This window comes from Weissella thailandensis (assembly GCF_005405465.1).
Classification (GTDB): domain Bacteria; phylum Bacillota; class Bacilli; order Lactobacillales; family Lactobacillaceae; genus Weissella; species Weissella thailandensis.
On sequence record NZ_BJEC01000006.1, the window covers coordinates 69,857 to 84,922 of the forward strand.

The following is a 15,066-nucleotide window of genomic DNA, read 5'->3' on the forward strand; positions in this document are numbered from 1 at the left end:
ACAAATGAATTGAAACCGTTTTCATATTCATGTACACTGAACGTGTTGAAAGGGGATATTGAAATGGAAAAATATCAAAAAATATATTCTGACCTCTTGAAAGCATTACAAGATAATGTCTACCAACCAGGTGATTATTTACCTAGTGACGGGCAACTTGTTATACGTTATCAAGTTTCTCGTGAGACGGTGCGTAAAGCTGTCAAGACATTGGCTAATGATGGCTATGTCCAAAGGCTACCTGGCCGAGGTTCAGTCGTTTTGGATCGAAAGCATTTTGTATTCCCTGTTTCAACACTTGAAAGTTATCGTGAAATGGTTGCGCAAGCGCACCTAGATGCTAGTAATGATGTCATTGTTATTAAGCAAAATGTGCCTGTTCCGGAAAAAATAACAGGAGGTGACTCACCAGTATTAAGTACATTGGTCGTACGTCGGCGTTGGGTTGATGGTGAAGAGATGGTCTTAGATTATGATTATATTAATCAAGCTGTTATTGATCATGTTCCGCATACGGCGGCTAAGAATTCATTGTTTGATTACTTTGAAAATCAGTTAGGTCTACAAATTGATTATGCAGTTAAACGAATGACAGTTGAAAAAGGAAATGTTGAAGATCGACAGTTACTTCATATTGATGAGGGGATGTCTATGGTAGTTATTCGGAGTGAAACCCGTCTATCTGATAATCGCATCTTATCTTATACTGAATCACGACATCGTGCAGATCGCTTTACAAGTGTTGAATTTGCAAGACGTCATAAATAGGAGGACTCTATATGTTTGGGTTTGGAAAGAAAAAAACAGTTGCCGATGACAACAAATTGTACACGCCAGTAACAGGAGAGGTTATTAATTTAGAAAACGTTTCTGATCCTGTATTTGCTGGGAAAATGATGGGGGATGGCTTTGCTGTAGAGCCTACGGAAGGCACGATCGTTTCCCCCGTTGCTGGTAAAGTGACTATTCAACAAGGGCATGCTGTTGGTTTAGAGAGGGCCGATGGTTTGGAAATACTCGTACACATTGGTATTGATACGGTTTCACTAAATGGTGCGCCATTTACACCAAACGTGAAAGTTGGGGATGTTGTAGAAGGTGGGGACACCTTGGCAACAGTAGACTGGCAGCAGGTTGATGATGCGAAATTACCAAAGACAACGATGGTGTTAATAACAAATTCGGCTGAAAAATTAGATACTTTGTCTGTAGATGTAGGAAATTCATCTGCTGGAAGTCAGATTGGGCAAGCGATTGCCATAGGTTAAATTGGGGAGAATTGAGATGGCAAAACAAAATTATGATGAACTAGCACAGAACATTATTACAAATGTCGGTGGTAAAGATAACGTTGATAAGGTCATTCACTGTATTACACGTTTACGATTTTATTTGAATGATGAGAAAAAGGCAGATACGGATGCAATTCAAGACTTAGATGGTGTTGCAGGTGCTGTCTATAATGCGCAATTAGGTCAGTATCAAGTGGTTATCGGACAAGCAGTAGAAGATGTCTACGATAAAGTAATTGAACAACTGGGAGATGATGTTGTTGACGAAGAGGCAACTGATGCCGCTGTTGAAGCAACTGGTGGTCAGAAATCGAATAAACCAGATGGATTCTTTGGCATGATTAAATATGGTTTCCAATTATTGATTGGAACAATTACTGGATCAATGATGCCAATCATCGGTTTGTTAGCTGCTTCTGGTATTTTAAAAGGTATTTTAACGTTATTTACGTTTAACCTAGGTTGGATCAATGAATCTTCAGCGACATATCAAATCATTAATACAATTGGTGATTCGACATTTTATTTCTTGCCAATTTTGGTTGGATATACCGCTGCTAAGCAATTAAAGTCGGATCCGATTATTGTTGCTGCCATTGCTGGTGTGTTAGTACATCCAACGATGGTGGAATTGGGAGAAAAAACGTCAAAGAACTTTGTTGAATTCCTAGGGGTAACCATGAATGCGAACTTCTTTGGGTTACCGATTCATATTCCATCATATACGTATTCAATTTTCCCAATCATCTTTGCTGCATGGCTTGCAAGGCCAGTTGGTAACTGGTTCAAAAAGGTCTTGCCATTGAGTTTGCGTTCAATTTTCCAGCCACTATTTACGTTGTTTATTGTTTCAATCGTCGTATTAGTAGTTGTTGGTCCGGTGATTACATTGATTTCATCTGGATTGGCAACATTTATTAATTGGATAGTGACATTGAATCAGGCAATTGCTGGATTACTAATTGGTGGTCTATATCAAGTACTAGTTATCTTCGGTTTGCATTGGATGATTATCCCACTTATTTCTAACGATATTGCACAAACCGGTCATTCAGTTTTGAATGGTTTGATTAACTTTACGATGATTGCACAAGGTGCTGGGGCACTAGCTGTTTGGGCAAAAACCAAGATTACAAATATTAAGAGCTTGGCATTCGCTGGTGCCTTGTCAGGATTTGCTGGTGTAACTGAGCCGGCAATGTATGGAATTAACTTGAAGTATGGTCGCGTATTCTGGATGGCTAATATTGGTGGTGCTGTCGGTGGACTGATTGCTGGACTGTTACATGTTGATATGTTTGGGTTCACCGGTTCATGGATTGGATTCCCATCATTCTTCTCAAAGACAGATCCAAATAACATTTGGTACTTCGTCATCGCCGCTACAGTAACCACAGTTGTTTCATTCATTGCGGTCTACTTCTGGGGCTTCAAGGATTCTGATGTGAAGAATGCCAAGAATGCTGAAAAGAAAAACGTATTTAAGGATGCTGTTAACGACTGATTTTGAGGAAGGGAGCTTTTGATGAATTCAAATAATTGGCAATTAAGTTACGACACGGTCTCGCATGGTGTTCGTGCTTATGGTGAAGAATCATTACTTACTTTAGGGAATGGGTATCTTGGTTGGCGTGGTGCCCCGATTATGACATCTTATAGTGATGATCATTATCCAGGACTTTATGTTGCGGGGGTCTTTAATCAAACGTCAACACCAGTTGCTGGTCGCGATGTTATTAATGAGGATATGGTCAACTTGCCCAATCCACAGTTATTAAAGTTGGCTGTCGATGGTGAACCAGTCGTATTTGATCCTACAACACGGGAATCAGTACTCAATTTTGATAGCGGTATTCTCTCAGAGAGCTATACAATACCAACTGTTAAAGGGGAATTGACATTAAAAACTCAGAAAGCAGTCAATCCATTTAAGATGCATCAAATCGGCCTATCTATTGCGATTAGTGGTAATTTTACAGCCGATGTAACTGTTCAAACTATTATTGATGGTCGTGTTGAAAATAAAAATGTTAAACGCTATCGCGATTTTGAATCAAGAGAATTTGATGTGACTGCTTTAACGACAGATAAATTAGTCGCTGAAACCCGACAGTCAGGCATCAAATTGGTCGTAGGTGCAAAAACAAATAGTGATGCAGCTGAATTTTCAGTGACAACAGGACAAGACCAGATAGTTGCTACGGGTGATTTTAAGTTAACCCCTGGGGACACGATTAATATTGAACGAGTTATCGGTATTGCTACAAGTTACGAAGAGGCTGATCCAGAGCAGGTTGTTGATGAACAATTGACTAATGTCACATTTAAAGAAATTGTTGCTGATTCTGTTAAGTATTGGCAGGATGTTTGGTCTGAAGCAGATATCATCCTAGATAGTGATGATCCTGATTTGCAACGAATGATTCGAATGAACGTTTTTCATCTTCGACAATCAGCACAGCACTACGCTAATCAGTACCTAGATGCTTCTGTTGGTTCACGTGGTCTAACTGGTGAAGGTTACCGAGGTCATATTTTTTGGGATGAAATTTTTGTTGTCCCTTATCTAGCAGCTAATGATTCGCAGACTGCTAAGGATATTTTGAAATATCGTATTAATCGTTTAGAGGGTGCCCAAGCCAATGCCAAGATTGATGGTGAAAGTGGTGCAATGTATCCTTGGCAATCTGGCATGACTGGTGATGAACAAGCGCAAGTTATTCATTTAAATACGGTTAATAATGAGTGGGATCCTGATAATTCAAGGCTCCAACGTCATGTATCCTTAGCGATTGTTTATAATTTATGGATATATGTGCAGTTAACAGGTGATGAAAGCATTCTTCAGGAGGGTGGCCTCGATGTCGTTGTTGAGACTTCAAAGTTCTGGTTAAACAAAGTGACTCTAGGAGATGACGGCCATTATCACTTAGCAGGTGTGATGGGACCAGATGAATTCCATGAAGCTTATCCAAATGCTGATACTGGCGGCATCACCGATAATGCTTATACAAATTTGATGTTAACTTGGGCATTGAATTGGCTACAAGAACTTAGTCAACACGAAAATTTGCCAGCCATTGATGACGTATTGCTAGAAAAAGCACAAGATGTCTCAACCCGGTTATCATTAGAAATTAGCGATGCAGGTATCATTGCCCAATATGCTGGTTATTTTGATTTGAAAACAGTCGATTTTGAGGCATATCGACAAAAATATGACGATATTCATCGAATTGATCGTTTGATGAAAGCGGAAGGATTATCACCGGATGATTACCAGGTTGCCAAACAGACCGATACTTTGATGACGTTGTATAACTTAGGTGCAAATCACTTTGTAAAACTAGTTAATCAGCTTGGGTATACTCTGCCAACAGATTGGTTACAGAAAAATACTGATTATTATCTAGCCCGAACGGTTCATGGTTCAACGACGTCACGACCTGTTTTTGCTGGTATTGATATTACATTAGGTAATAAAGAAAAGGCATTAGAGTATTTAAAGACGGCTATTGGTTCAGATTATTATGATATTCAAGGTGGTACAACGGCAGAAGGTATTCATATTGGTGTCATGGGCGAAACACTGGAAGTCATTCAAAATGAATTTGGAGGGGTTTCATTGCGAGACGGTCATATTGTAATCAATCCAAGTTTACCTAATGGTTGGCGTAGGCTGTCATTTAAGCAAAAGTTCCGTGGTGTTTTAATTTCGTTAGATATTTATCCTAATGACGTGAAAGTCGTAGCTGATAAGGATATTACGGTAACTATTTACAATAGGACTATTAATTTACATGCCAATGAGGAACAACAAGTTTCAGGAGGTTAACACAAATGAGTGAATTTGATGTAATTAAAGGATTTGCTTTTGATATGGATGGTGTTTTAGCTGACACAGCTCGTTTTCATACCATTGCCTGGCGTAAAATTGCGGATGAAGTAGGGACAACTTGGACCAAAGAGTTAGAAGAGGGTCTCAAAGGTATTGATCGCATGGGAAGTTTGGCGTTGATCATATCAGCTGGAAGACATGACGATGAATATGATCAATCAGCACGTGAGGCATTAGCTGAAAAAAAGAATACCAACTATCGTGAATTGATTTCCACATTGACACCCGCCGATATTTTACCAGGTATGCAACAATTCTTAGATGAATTAAAAGCAGCAAACTATCAATTGAGCGTTGCTTCAGCTTCCAAAAATGCGCCATTTATTATTGAACGGCTTGGTTTGGCTGATTACTTTGAGGCGGTTGTGGATCCAGCATCAGTGGCTGCTGGTAAGCCCGATCCAGCTATCTTTGCAGCAGCAGCTAAGGTTTTAAACTTAGAGCCTGAACAGGTTATTGGGTTAGAAGATTCCGCCGCTGGTATTCAGAGTATTAATGGTGCTGGCGAAATTAGTGTTGGGATTGGGAATGCAAATGTTTTAGCCGAAGCCGATGTGAACTTTGACAAAACAGCCGATGTGACATTAAATGCAATAAAAGTAGCTTTGGATAGCAAATAAAAAAATTAAAAAGTGGCTAATTTTGGTTAACAATCAAAATTAGCCACTTTTTAATTTGGCAAAGTTTAATTTACTTAGTATGGTAGGAAAATTTCCCTAACAAAATAATTATATACAGTTTTAGGGCTGATTTATATCAAATTCGTTAGGTTATCTGACATACGTTATTGTTTTTCTAATCTTTTTCTAATTTAATATTTGCTTTATTTTGGTTACAATATGTTTTTTTAGTGAAAGATAGTTGCAAGTTTTAAAATTTATTTGACGATATTATCCTGTTTCTATTTGTCATACTCATAGATTAAATATTATTTTTAATTATATTAAATTAAATGCTATATACATTAAATAAGCCTTTAATTAATCAACTTTGTATAAGAAAACGTTTTCGTTAAAATGATGAAAATACGCAAATTTGTCATGAAAATAACACTTTATGTGATTTATCCATGGTGCTTTTTATTTACAAATATTATCTGTGATGATAGAATCATTAAAATTAAATTAGAAAGGAAAAGAATTATGTCATCATTATTTCGAAAGAAAGATATTAATAGACTAACGGAAAATGCTTCGCCGTTAAAAAGAACCTTACATACTTGGGATCTGACCTTTTTAGGGATTGGAGCCATCATTGGTACAGGAATCTTTGTTTTAACTGGTAAAGGAGCTTTGACCGCTGGTCCAGCTTTGTCTGTATCGTTTTTAATTGCTGCTATCTGTTGTGGCTTTGCTGGTTTATGTTACGCTGAATTTGCCTCAATGGCGCCCGTAGCTGGTTCTGCCTATACGTATTCATATATTGCATTTGGTGAAATTATTGCGTTTATTATGGGGTGGGATTTGATACTTGAATACGCCCTCGGAGCTGCAACGGTTTCAGTTGGATGGTCTGGGTACTTTGTTAATCTATTAGATAATATGGGTATCCATATACCAACGGCCCTAACAGCTGCTGCCGGAACGACCCCGGGTGTTCAGAGCTTTTTTAATCTGCCAGCGTTTGTTATTGTTTTAATCATTACATGGATTATTTCGGTGGGGATTACGCAAACCAAGCGAGTTAATGATACGATGGTCATCATTAAATTAGCAGTCATTGTTTTATTCGTTGTCTGCACGGTTTGGTTCATCAAACCTGAAAACTGGAAGCCGTTTAGTCCATTTGGCCTTTATTCGCATACTGACGGGGGGGCAACCGGAATTATTCCCGCCGCATCGATTGTTTTCTTCTCATTTATCGGTTTTGATTCAGTTTCTTCAAGTGCTGAGGAAACTGTTAATCCTAGCAAGACATTACCAAGAGGTATTCTATATTCACTACTAATTTCAACAGTTCTTTACATTATCATGACATTAATTATGACGGGTGTTGTGAAGTACACTGTATTTTCAAAATATTTGAATGCACCTATTTTGGCTATTTTGGCCAAGACAGGACAAACATGGCTATCAGTTATTGTTAGTTTAGGAGCCATTCTTGGTATGACAACTGTTATTTTGGTTCAGCTTTATGGACAATCACGTATCAGTTATTCAATGGCGCGAGATGGTCTTTTCCCAGAATTCTTTGGTCACGTTGATGAAAAACATCAAACACCGTTTAAAGGAACGTGGTTCTTTGGTATTATCACGGCTTTAGCTGCTGGATTCATTAATTTAAATATTTTGTCAGAATTGGTCAACATTGGAACATTGACAGCATTTATCTTAGTATCTGCAGGTATTATGATTATGCGTCGTACAAAGCCTGATTTACATCGTGGTTTTAAGGCCCCTTGGGTACCAGTCACACCAGTCATTGCCATTGTCTTTTGTGTTGTTTTGATTGCTGGTTTGAATTGGGAAACATGGTTGCGTTTCCTCGTTTGGTTGGCCCTTGGAATGGTGCTATACTTTGGTTATGGTAAACGTCATGCTGATACAAAATTTTAAAAGCAAGGAGAAAATACATGATTTATAAAAGTATTTTAGTTGGCTTAGATGGTTCTGATCAAGCAAAGCGTGCTTTTGCAACCGGGCTTTCCTTAGCAAAAGTATTGTCTGCTGACCTGCATCTTGCATGGGTAGTTAATCGTGATCGTGGTATGGATGCATCGTTTGGTGTTAACGAAGATTTTTATCGAGATATGGCGGAACGGGTTGATAAAAAAATGACGCCATATATTAAAAAAGCACAAGAAGAAAATGTTGACGTTGTTGGTCATACTGTCGTTGGTAATATCAAAACAGTATTAACGAAAGATTTACCCGAAGAAAATGATATTGATTTGATTATTGTCGGCAAGACAGGTGCCAATGCCGTTGAAAGGATGTTGCAAGGATCACATAGTGGTTATGTTGTTGGCCATTCTAATTGTGATGTCTTAGTTGTTGAGTAATAGATGAAATGAACATTTTTAAATGAAGTAGAGGTTGGAACAAAAGGTAGATGCTCCAGCCTCTACCTTTTTTATTATTGTAAAACGATTAACTATTATTTGAGGGTTAAAACTAATAGATAGGTGTGCTATTATTTGTGAAACATATAATTAAGTCTTGAGGTGGGAGTGAAGTAATGGCAAAATTTGTTTTTCCGGTAACAAGTATTAACGATTTAAAAGAGAATTATGACTTAATCGTGGTTGGTTCAGGGGCAGCAGGTATGACGGCAGCAATTCAGGCACAAGAATTAGGATTGCATGTCGCTATTTTTGAAAAACTAAATGCTTTGGGTGGTAATTCTAACCGTGCATCAACTGGTATGAATGCTACGGAGACTTTGGTGCAATTGGCAAATCATGTTATTGATGACCAGGACAGTTTCTATGAAGATACATGGCAAGGTGGTGGCAAAACTAATGATAAGGAATTGTTATCATATTTTGTCACTCATTCTGAATCAGCGCTTCATTGGTTAGAAAATCACGACATTCATTTAACAGATTTAACAGCCACTGGTGGCATGTCGCAAAAACGAGCTCATCGACCCGATAATAAGTCAGCCGTTGGAAGTTACTTGGTGAAAGGTCTACAAAAACAATTAGTGACCAAAAAAATACCTTTGTTTTCAGAAACGACGGCTATTAAGATTATGAAACAAGACGGATGGGTAATCGGTTTAAAAATTGGTAACCGTGAGATTGGTGAAAGAATTATTGCAACTAAAGCTGTTTTAATTGCAACCGGAGGCTTTTCACAAAATAAAACCATGTTGAAAGAATATGCCCCTGAACTATTACAGTTGAAAACCACCAACCACCCAGGGGCTACAGGTGATGGCATGAAGTTAGCTGTTGCGGCAGGCGCAACGTTGGTTGATATGCATAAAATCCAAGTGCATCCAACGGTACAACAAGATACGAATCATGTTTATTTGATTGGTGAAGGTGTGCGTGGTGAAGGAGCTATTTTGGTAAATCAAGCCGGGCAACGATTTGTTAATGAAATGACGACACGTGACAAAGTAACAGCCGCTATTGATAACTTACAAGAAGACGGAGCAACACTAGTTTTTGATCAAGGTATTCGAGATGCATTTCCAGCGATTAACTTTTACGATGCGGTTGGACTTGTGATGACGGCTGAAAACTTAACAGATTTGGCTAAAAAGGCGCACTTGGATATTGAGAAATTGAGCGCCACTGTTGCCAAGTGGAATGATAGTCAGTTAACGGGAATCGATGTAGATTTCGGTCGTGAAACTGCCATGGCGCGTCGCTTGGCTTTACCACCTTATTATGCGATTCATATTAAACCAGCGATTCATTACACAATGGGGGGCATTAGAATAAATAAATTGACAGAGGCCCTTAACGAAACTGGTGATAAGGTTGGTGGTTTATATGCCGCTGGTGAGGTTGCTGGCGGATTACACGGAGATAATCGTATTGGCGGCAATTCAATTGCTGAAGCCGTTATTTTTGGTCGGCAAGCTGGTAAACAAGTAGCAAAATATATAGATGAAATGGACAAGTAAGACAAAAATATCGGAGCTGGAACAAAAGATACTGTTCTAGCCCCGATATTTATTTTTACTTTTTTATATGAGTGCTATTGAGCGGTATAACCACCATCAACAACAAATTCTGATCCTGTTGCAAACTTTGATTCATTTGAAGCTAAGAACACACACATATAAGCAATGTCGTCTGGATCTCCCAAATGCCCCATTGGTGTCTTAGAACGTTGTGACATTATTTCAACCATCCCGTCGGCGTTCTCAACCATTGGTGTTTTGATATATCCTGGATGAACTGAGTTGATACGAATATCATAATCTTTCAGTGCACAGTCAACAGCTGCTGACTTAGACATTAGTCGAACGGCTCCCTTTGAGGCGTTATAAGCACCTAGATTAGAATCACCGACAAATCCTTCAATTGACGACATATTTATAATAGATGCACCAAGACTTTTATTTTTCATGCGCTGGATAGCTAGGCGAGTACCAAAGAATACACCATCCAAGTTAACAGACATGACCTGACGCCATTCTTCAGTTGTCGTATTTTCAATACTATTATCCACGGCAATACCAGCATTATTAACTAATGTTGAAACAGGTCCAAATGCTTTTTCGGTTTGATCAAATAAATCTACCCAACCAGCTTCATCAGATGAATCATGTTGAATGAAACGAATAACGTCGGGTGTACCAATCTTTTTTGCAGCATCTTCCCCAACTTGCGCACGACGACCAGTGATAACGACTTTAGCACCTTCTTGCACGAATCTATTGGCAATCGACCAACCAATTCCTACAGAACCACCAGTAACAATTGCAACTTTACCTTTCAAACGCTCGCTCATTTTTAAATACCCCCAAAGTTTTTATAATATGTGTATATGTGAATTATATCACAAAAATGATGCGTTTAAAGGACTTTTTGTTACATATTTTTTTAAAAAAGGGGTTATTAACCGCTTGTTGTTGTATTACATGCGATTTTTCGAGTCCTTTTTCATTGTTCATAAAATCACTATTTATTTTTTTAATCATAGAGAGTATACTCAAAAATCGTAAGCGGTTATGTAAAGACTTAATCGGTATATGTTGAGTAAATGTTAAGTTTTTTTGTTAATCATAACTAATATGTCTTTACAAAAAGAGGGCTTGCGACTGTTCGCGTAAACGTTTACAATATTGGCGAGGGTTATTTTTTATATAAAGGAGATTTTATCATGGAAGCACTTGTTTTAACTGGCACAAAAGAATTGAACGTTAAGGACATTGATCGTCCAGAGGTCTTGCCTAATGAAGTATTGGTTCATACGGCATTTGCCGGTATCTGTGGAACTGATCATGCATTATATGCAGGATTACCAGGGTCTGCAGATGCTGTGCCACCAATCGTGTTAGGACATGAGAATTCGGGAGTTGTTGCAGAAGTTGGGGATGCAGTCACTAATGTTAAAGTAGGGGACCGGGTGACCGTTGATCCTAATATTTATTGTGGACAATGCAAGTACTGTCGTACAGGTCGTCCTGAATTATGTGAAAACTTATCAGCAGTTGGTGTCACTCGTGATGGTGGCTTTGAAGAATATTTCACGGCTCCTGCATCAGTTGTATATCCAATTCCAGATAACGTATCATTGAAATCAGCTTCTGTTGTAGAGCCAATTTCATGTGCAGTACACGGTATTAAGTTATTAAAGTTATCACCATACCAAAAGGCACTAGTTATTGGGGATGGATTTATGGGGGAACTATTCGTTCAAATCCTACAAGCTTATGGTATTCACCAAGTAGATTTGGCCGGTATCGTTGATGAAAAATTGGCTATGAATAAGTCAAAGTTTGGGGTTAAAAACACATTTAATACTAATAATGGTGATCAAATTCCTGCGGAAGAATACGATGTTGTTATTGAAGCAGTTGGTATGCCACAAACACAGGAAGAAGCCATTGCGTCAGCTGCTCGTGGTGCCCAAGTATTGATGTTTGGTGTCGGTGGTCCAGATGCAACATTTGAGATGAACACTTATGAAATTTTCCAAAAGCAACTAACGATTCAAGGATCATTTATCAATCCAAATAGTTTTGAAGATTCACTAGCATTGCTATCATCAGGAAAGCTGAATGTTGAAGCCTTAATGTCACATGAACTCGATTACAAGACCGTTGATGATTTCGTTAATGGTAAATTGGGCGTTGTATCAAAGGCAGTTGTTAAAGTTGGCGGTGAAGAGGCATAAAAATGGAAAATGTGGGGGATAAAAAGGCGCAGAGAAGCCTATCTATGAGTTCTTCAATTACTTATTTCATAATTTCTCTAATTTTTAACTCTTTAGGGAATGTGTTAACTTTAGTCACATCAGCTCATGTTCATCCATCTTTTCTTGGATCAGCTTATTGGACAGCTGGTGAAGCTAATTTAGGTAATGCAATTTTGGGGGACAACTCATTAGCATTGTTTTGGGCATTTTTAGTCTTAGGAATGTTGGTTTCATTTTTGAATGCCTTACTAATGAAGCAACTCGATTGGAAACGAATCTTTGGTAATTTTATTTTCATGTTGCCATTCTCAATCTTCATTCAATGGTTTTCTAATATTTTTAACCAGATCATGCCAGATGCAACGACATGGCCAATGGTTATTTTGTATACTTTGATCAACTTTATCGGGGTTGGCTTTATTGCTACGGCAATCTCAATTTATCAACGGGTGAACTTAGTGTTGCATCCTGCTGATGATTTGATGCAAATTCTACGATTTAAATATTTCAAGGGATCAGCATTTAAAGCAATGTGGGCATCTTATATCCCACCAACTATCTTTGCGTTGATTGCATTTATTATTACTTTCCCTTCACTCTATAATTTCGGGATTGGAACATTATTTGCCTTTCTTTTCCAGGGTAGTATAACAGGCGTCGCTGACCGTTATGTATTTCCTAATCTAAAGCATCAAGCAATTGATGTCGGTAACTAAGTTTAAAGGAGTTAAAGATGGCTTTTACGGATTATTATTCAGGCTTACAACATGTTGGTATTCCAGCTTTATCATTGCAAGTATCAGAACGTTTTTGGGAAAAACTAGGATTTGAAAAAATTGGAGATTTCCCAGTTGGTAATGTTATTTTTATGCAACGTGAGAACCTAGTGATTGAAACGTGGACTGGTGATGAAATTGTTGGCAAGCCAGGTGCGATCAATCATATTTCGTTGGATACTTCAGACGCTGATGCTGCATTTATTGCTGCCAAGGATGAAGGATTGTCATTGCTTAATAATGAAGTACAAACATTGCCATTCTGGGATAAAGGTATTAAGTTTTTTAATGTACAAGGTCCGGATGGGGTAATTGTTGAATTTTGTGAAATAGTCAAATAGTAAGCATATTTTTGAATAAGGCCGGGACACAAAGTCCCGGCTTTTATTATTAAAAGACAATTATTAATATGAAATTAAAAAATATTATATTTGACTAAAGTGACAACTTTATGTTTATAATTAGGTTGTCACTTTTTAAAAGAGCTTGATTTTTACTAAACAAGCAGGAGGAGAAGTATAGTATGTTTGTTTTAGCAAATTTAATACCAAAAATACCATTTGGCCCTTGGGTCGATAGTGGTGTTGATTGGTTAACAAAGCATTTAAGCGGATTATTTGATGCTATTCAAAATGGTGGAAATGTTGTGATGGATACCATGACTAATGCGTTAACGGGGATTCCAACTTGGTTATTCATCATCGGATTAACCATTTTTGCTGCTTTAATGTTTGGTAAAAAGTGGGGGTTCCCACTCTTCACGTTTATTGGATTGATAATTGTTGAGAACCAAGACTTGTGGTCAAACATGATGAACACATTTACGTTGGTTTTGATGGCAAGTTTGATTTCAGTTATTATTGGTGTGCCATTAGGTATTTGGATGGCTAAGAATGACGTTGTTAATAACATCGTGCAACCAATTTTGGACTTCATGCAGACAATGCCAGCGTTCGTTTATTTGATTCCTGCGGTAGCCTTTTTTGGAATTGGTGTGGTACCGGGTGTATTTGCTTCGGTTATCTTCGCGTTACCACCAACAGTTCGAATGGCGAATTTAGGAATTCGTCAAGTGCCAACTGATTTAGTTGAAGCAGCTGACTCTTTTGGTTCAACGGGTACGCAGAAGTTATTTAAAATTGAATTACCATTAGCTAAGAAAACCATTTTCTCAGGAATCAATCAAACGTTGATGCTTGCCTTGTCAATGGTTGTGGTCGCATCAATGATTGGTGCACCTGGTCTTGGACGTGGTGTGTTAGCCGCCGTACAGGATGCTGATATTGGTAAGGGATTTGTTAATGGTATCGCATTAGTTATTCTGGCTATTATCATTGATCGATTAACACAAAAGATGAATGCAACGCCTAATCAGAAAACTGATCAGCAACCAGAGCATTCGAAATACCATTGGAAGGCTTGGACCGCAATCGTCGTTGCAATTGCAATGATTGGAAGCGGTGTAGCGCACGCAATCACAACCGCAAAATCACAAGAGAAAACGGTGAAGATTGCGACGACACCATGGGATTCAGAGAAGGCTTCAAGTACTGTTCTTGCACAAGCTTTACGTCAACATGGTTATGAAGTTGAAATGACTTCATTGGACAATTCAATTATGTGGCAGTCAATTGCTAACGGCCAAGCAGACGTTTCAGTCTCAGCTTGGTTACCAACAACTCATAAGGCACAATATAATAAGTATAAGAGCCAAATTGATATGATGGGACCAAACTTGAAGGGGGCAACCAATGGACTAACGGTGCCAACTTATATGACTGATGTCAATAGTATTGAAGATTTGCAAGATCAGGCAGGTAAGAAGATTACCGGAATTGAACCTGGTGCTGGTATTTCAAAGATGGCTAAGAATACTATTAAGGGCTATGGATTGGATCAAAAGGGTTGGAAGTTATCAGAGTCATCAACGGGAGCTATGACAGTTGCATTGGGTAAGGCCATTAAGGAAAAGAAGCCAATTATCGTAACTGGATGGCAACCACATTGGATGTTCCAAAAGTATGATTTGAAGTATCTAAAAGATCCTAAGAAGACAATGGGTAGTTCAGAAAACATTTATACGATGTCTCGTAAAGGTATGAAGGAAGATAAGCCTGATGCTTATAAGGCTGTCGATAAGTTCCATTGGAGTAAAGATGATATGTCGAGCGTTATGCTAGATATGTCTAATGGAAAGTCAGCTAAACAGGCAGCAAACAGCTGGATTAAAGATCATCAAGCAGAAGTGGATGCTTGGTTTAAGTAAATAACCATTTAGT

The 15,066-nt window shown here is 38.3% G+C and carries 13 protein-coding genes; 12 read left to right on the plus strand and 1 reads right to left on the minus strand.

What is annotated here, in order from left to right:
• The first annotated feature begins 63 nt into the window (after positions 1–63).
• The 8 genes from treR (at position 64) to FFM62_RS03830 (ending at position 9,768) form a co-directional block, all read left to right on the plus strand.
• Positions 64–768 (plus strand): trehalose operon repressor, encoded by a 705-nt coding sequence (gene treR / locus FFM62_RS03795; protein WP_115470821.1) that lies wholly within the window; start codon positions 64–66, stop codon positions 766–768.
• Positions 769–779: 11 nt separating this feature from the next.
• Positions 780–1,268 carry a PTS sugar transporter subunit IIA gene (locus FFM62_RS03800; RefSeq protein WP_115470822.1) on the plus strand — a complete coding sequence of 163 codons (489 nt, stop codon included), beginning with the start codon at positions 780–782 and terminating at the stop codon, positions 1,266–1,268.
• A gap of 16 nt (positions 1,269–1,284) precedes the next feature.
• Positions 1,285–2,796: a PTS transporter subunit EIIC gene (locus tag FFM62_RS03805; protein WP_115470823.1), complete on the plus strand. Its 1,512-nt coding sequence runs from the start codon at positions 1,285–1,287 to the stop codon at positions 2,794–2,796.
• 21 nt (positions 2,797–2,817) lie between these two features.
• Positions 2,818–5,127, plus strand: a complete 2,310-nt coding sequence (locus tag FFM62_RS03810; protein ID WP_115470824.1) for a glycoside hydrolase family 65 protein — start codon at positions 2,818–2,820, stop codon at positions 5,125–5,127.
• A 5-nt stretch (positions 5,128–5,132) separates the two neighbouring features.
• Positions 5,133–5,810, plus strand: coding sequence for a beta-phosphoglucomutase (pgmB, locus tag FFM62_RS03815; RefSeq protein WP_115470825.1), 678 nt, complete (start codon positions 5,133–5,135; stop codon positions 5,808–5,810).
• Between the two features lie 522 nt (positions 5,811–6,332).
• On the plus strand, positions 6,333–7,745 hold the full coding sequence (locus tag FFM62_RS03820; protein ID WP_115470826.1) for an amino acid permease: 1,413 nt from the start codon (positions 6,333–6,335) through the stop codon (positions 7,743–7,745).
• A gap of 17 nt (positions 7,746–7,762) precedes the next feature.
• Positions 7,763–8,191: a universal stress protein gene (locus FFM62_RS03825; protein WP_115470827.1), complete on the plus strand. Its 429-nt coding sequence runs from the start codon at positions 7,763–7,765 to the stop codon at positions 8,189–8,191.
• Between the two features lie 176 nt (positions 8,192–8,367).
• A complete protein-coding gene (locus tag FFM62_RS03830; RefSeq protein WP_115470828.1) occupies positions 8,368–9,768 on the plus strand; it encodes a flavocytochrome c in 1,401 nt (466 codons plus the stop codon).
• Positions 9,769–9,842: 74 nt separating this feature from the next.
• Here FFM62_RS03830 and FFM62_RS03835 read toward each other — a convergent pair whose 3' ends face one another.
• Complete coding sequence (locus FFM62_RS03835; RefSeq protein WP_115470829.1) at positions 9,843–10,601, minus strand: NADP-dependent (R)-specific alcohol dehydrogenase; 759 nt, start codon at positions 10,599–10,601, stop codon at positions 9,843–9,845.
• A 372-nt stretch (positions 10,602–10,973) separates the two neighbouring features.
• Between FFM62_RS03835 and FFM62_RS03840 the strand changes: the two genes are divergently transcribed.
• The 4 genes from FFM62_RS03840 (at position 10,974) to FFM62_RS03855 (ending at position 15,053) form a co-directional block, all read left to right on the plus strand.
• On the plus strand, positions 10,974–11,990 hold the full coding sequence (locus FFM62_RS03840) for a zinc-dependent alcohol dehydrogenase family protein (protein ID WP_115470830.1): 1,017 nt from the start codon (positions 10,974–10,976) through the stop codon (positions 11,988–11,990).
• A gap of 2 nt (positions 11,991–11,992) precedes the next feature.
• Positions 11,993–12,727: a DUF6198 family protein gene (locus FFM62_RS03845; RefSeq protein WP_115470831.1), complete on the plus strand. Its 735-nt coding sequence runs from the start codon at positions 11,993–11,995 to the stop codon at positions 12,725–12,727.
• A 17-nt stretch (positions 12,728–12,744) separates the two neighbouring features.
• Complete coding sequence (locus FFM62_RS03850; RefSeq protein ID WP_115470832.1) at positions 12,745–13,128, plus strand: VOC family protein; 384 nt, start codon at positions 12,745–12,747, stop codon at positions 13,126–13,128.
• 182 nt (positions 13,129–13,310) lie between these two features.
• The gene (locus FFM62_RS03855; RefSeq protein ID WP_115470833.1) at positions 13,311–15,053 is read left to right on the plus strand and encodes an ABC transporter permease/substrate binding protein; all 1,743 of its coding nucleotides are present in this window, start codon (positions 13,311–13,313) and stop codon (positions 15,051–15,053) included.
• The last annotated feature ends 13 nt before the right edge of the window (positions 15,054–15,066 follow it).

Excerpts from the sequence above, each read along its gene's own strand:
- treR (WP_115470821.1), top strand. The coding sequence starts at position 64 with ATGGAAAAATATCAAAAAATATATTCTGACCTCTTGAAAGCATTACAA.
- FFM62_RS03800 (WP_115470822.1), top strand. The coding sequence starts at position 780 with ATGTTTGGGTTTGGAAAGAAAAAAACAGTTGCCGATGACAACAAATTG.
- FFM62_RS03805 (WP_115470823.1), top strand. The coding sequence starts at position 1,285 with ATGGCAAAACAAAATTATGATGAACTAGCACAGAACATTATTACAAAT.
- FFM62_RS03810 (WP_115470824.1), top strand. The coding sequence starts at position 2,818 with ATGAATTCAAATAATTGGCAATTAAGTTACGACACGGTCTCGCATGGT.
- pgmB (WP_115470825.1), top strand. The coding sequence starts at position 5,133 with ATGAGTGAATTTGATGTAATTAAAGGATTTGCTTTTGATATGGATGGT.
- FFM62_RS03820 (WP_115470826.1), top strand. The coding sequence starts at position 6,333 with ATGTCATCATTATTTCGAAAGAAAGATATTAATAGACTAACGGAAAAT.
- FFM62_RS03825 (WP_115470827.1), top strand. The coding sequence starts at position 7,763 with ATGATTTATAAAAGTATTTTAGTTGGCTTAGATGGTTCTGATCAAGCA.
- FFM62_RS03830 (WP_115470828.1), top strand. The coding sequence starts at position 8,368 with ATGGCAAAATTTGTTTTTCCGGTAACAAGTATTAACGATTTAAAAGAG.
- FFM62_RS03835 (WP_115470829.1), bottom strand. The coding sequence starts at position 10,601 with ATGAGCGAGCGTTTGAAAGGTAAAGTTGCAATTGTTACTGGTGGTTCT.
- FFM62_RS03840 (WP_115470830.1), top strand. The coding sequence starts at position 10,974 with ATGGAAGCACTTGTTTTAACTGGCACAAAAGAATTGAACGTTAAGGAC.
- FFM62_RS03845 (WP_115470831.1), top strand. The coding sequence starts at position 11,993 with ATGGAAAATGTGGGGGATAAAAAGGCGCAGAGAAGCCTATCTATGAGT.
- FFM62_RS03850 (WP_115470832.1), top strand. The coding sequence starts at position 12,745 with ATGGCTTTTACGGATTATTATTCAGGCTTACAACATGTTGGTATTCCA.
- FFM62_RS03855 (WP_115470833.1), top strand. The coding sequence starts at position 13,311 with ATGTTTGTTTTAGCAAATTTAATACCAAAAATACCATTTGGCCCTTGG.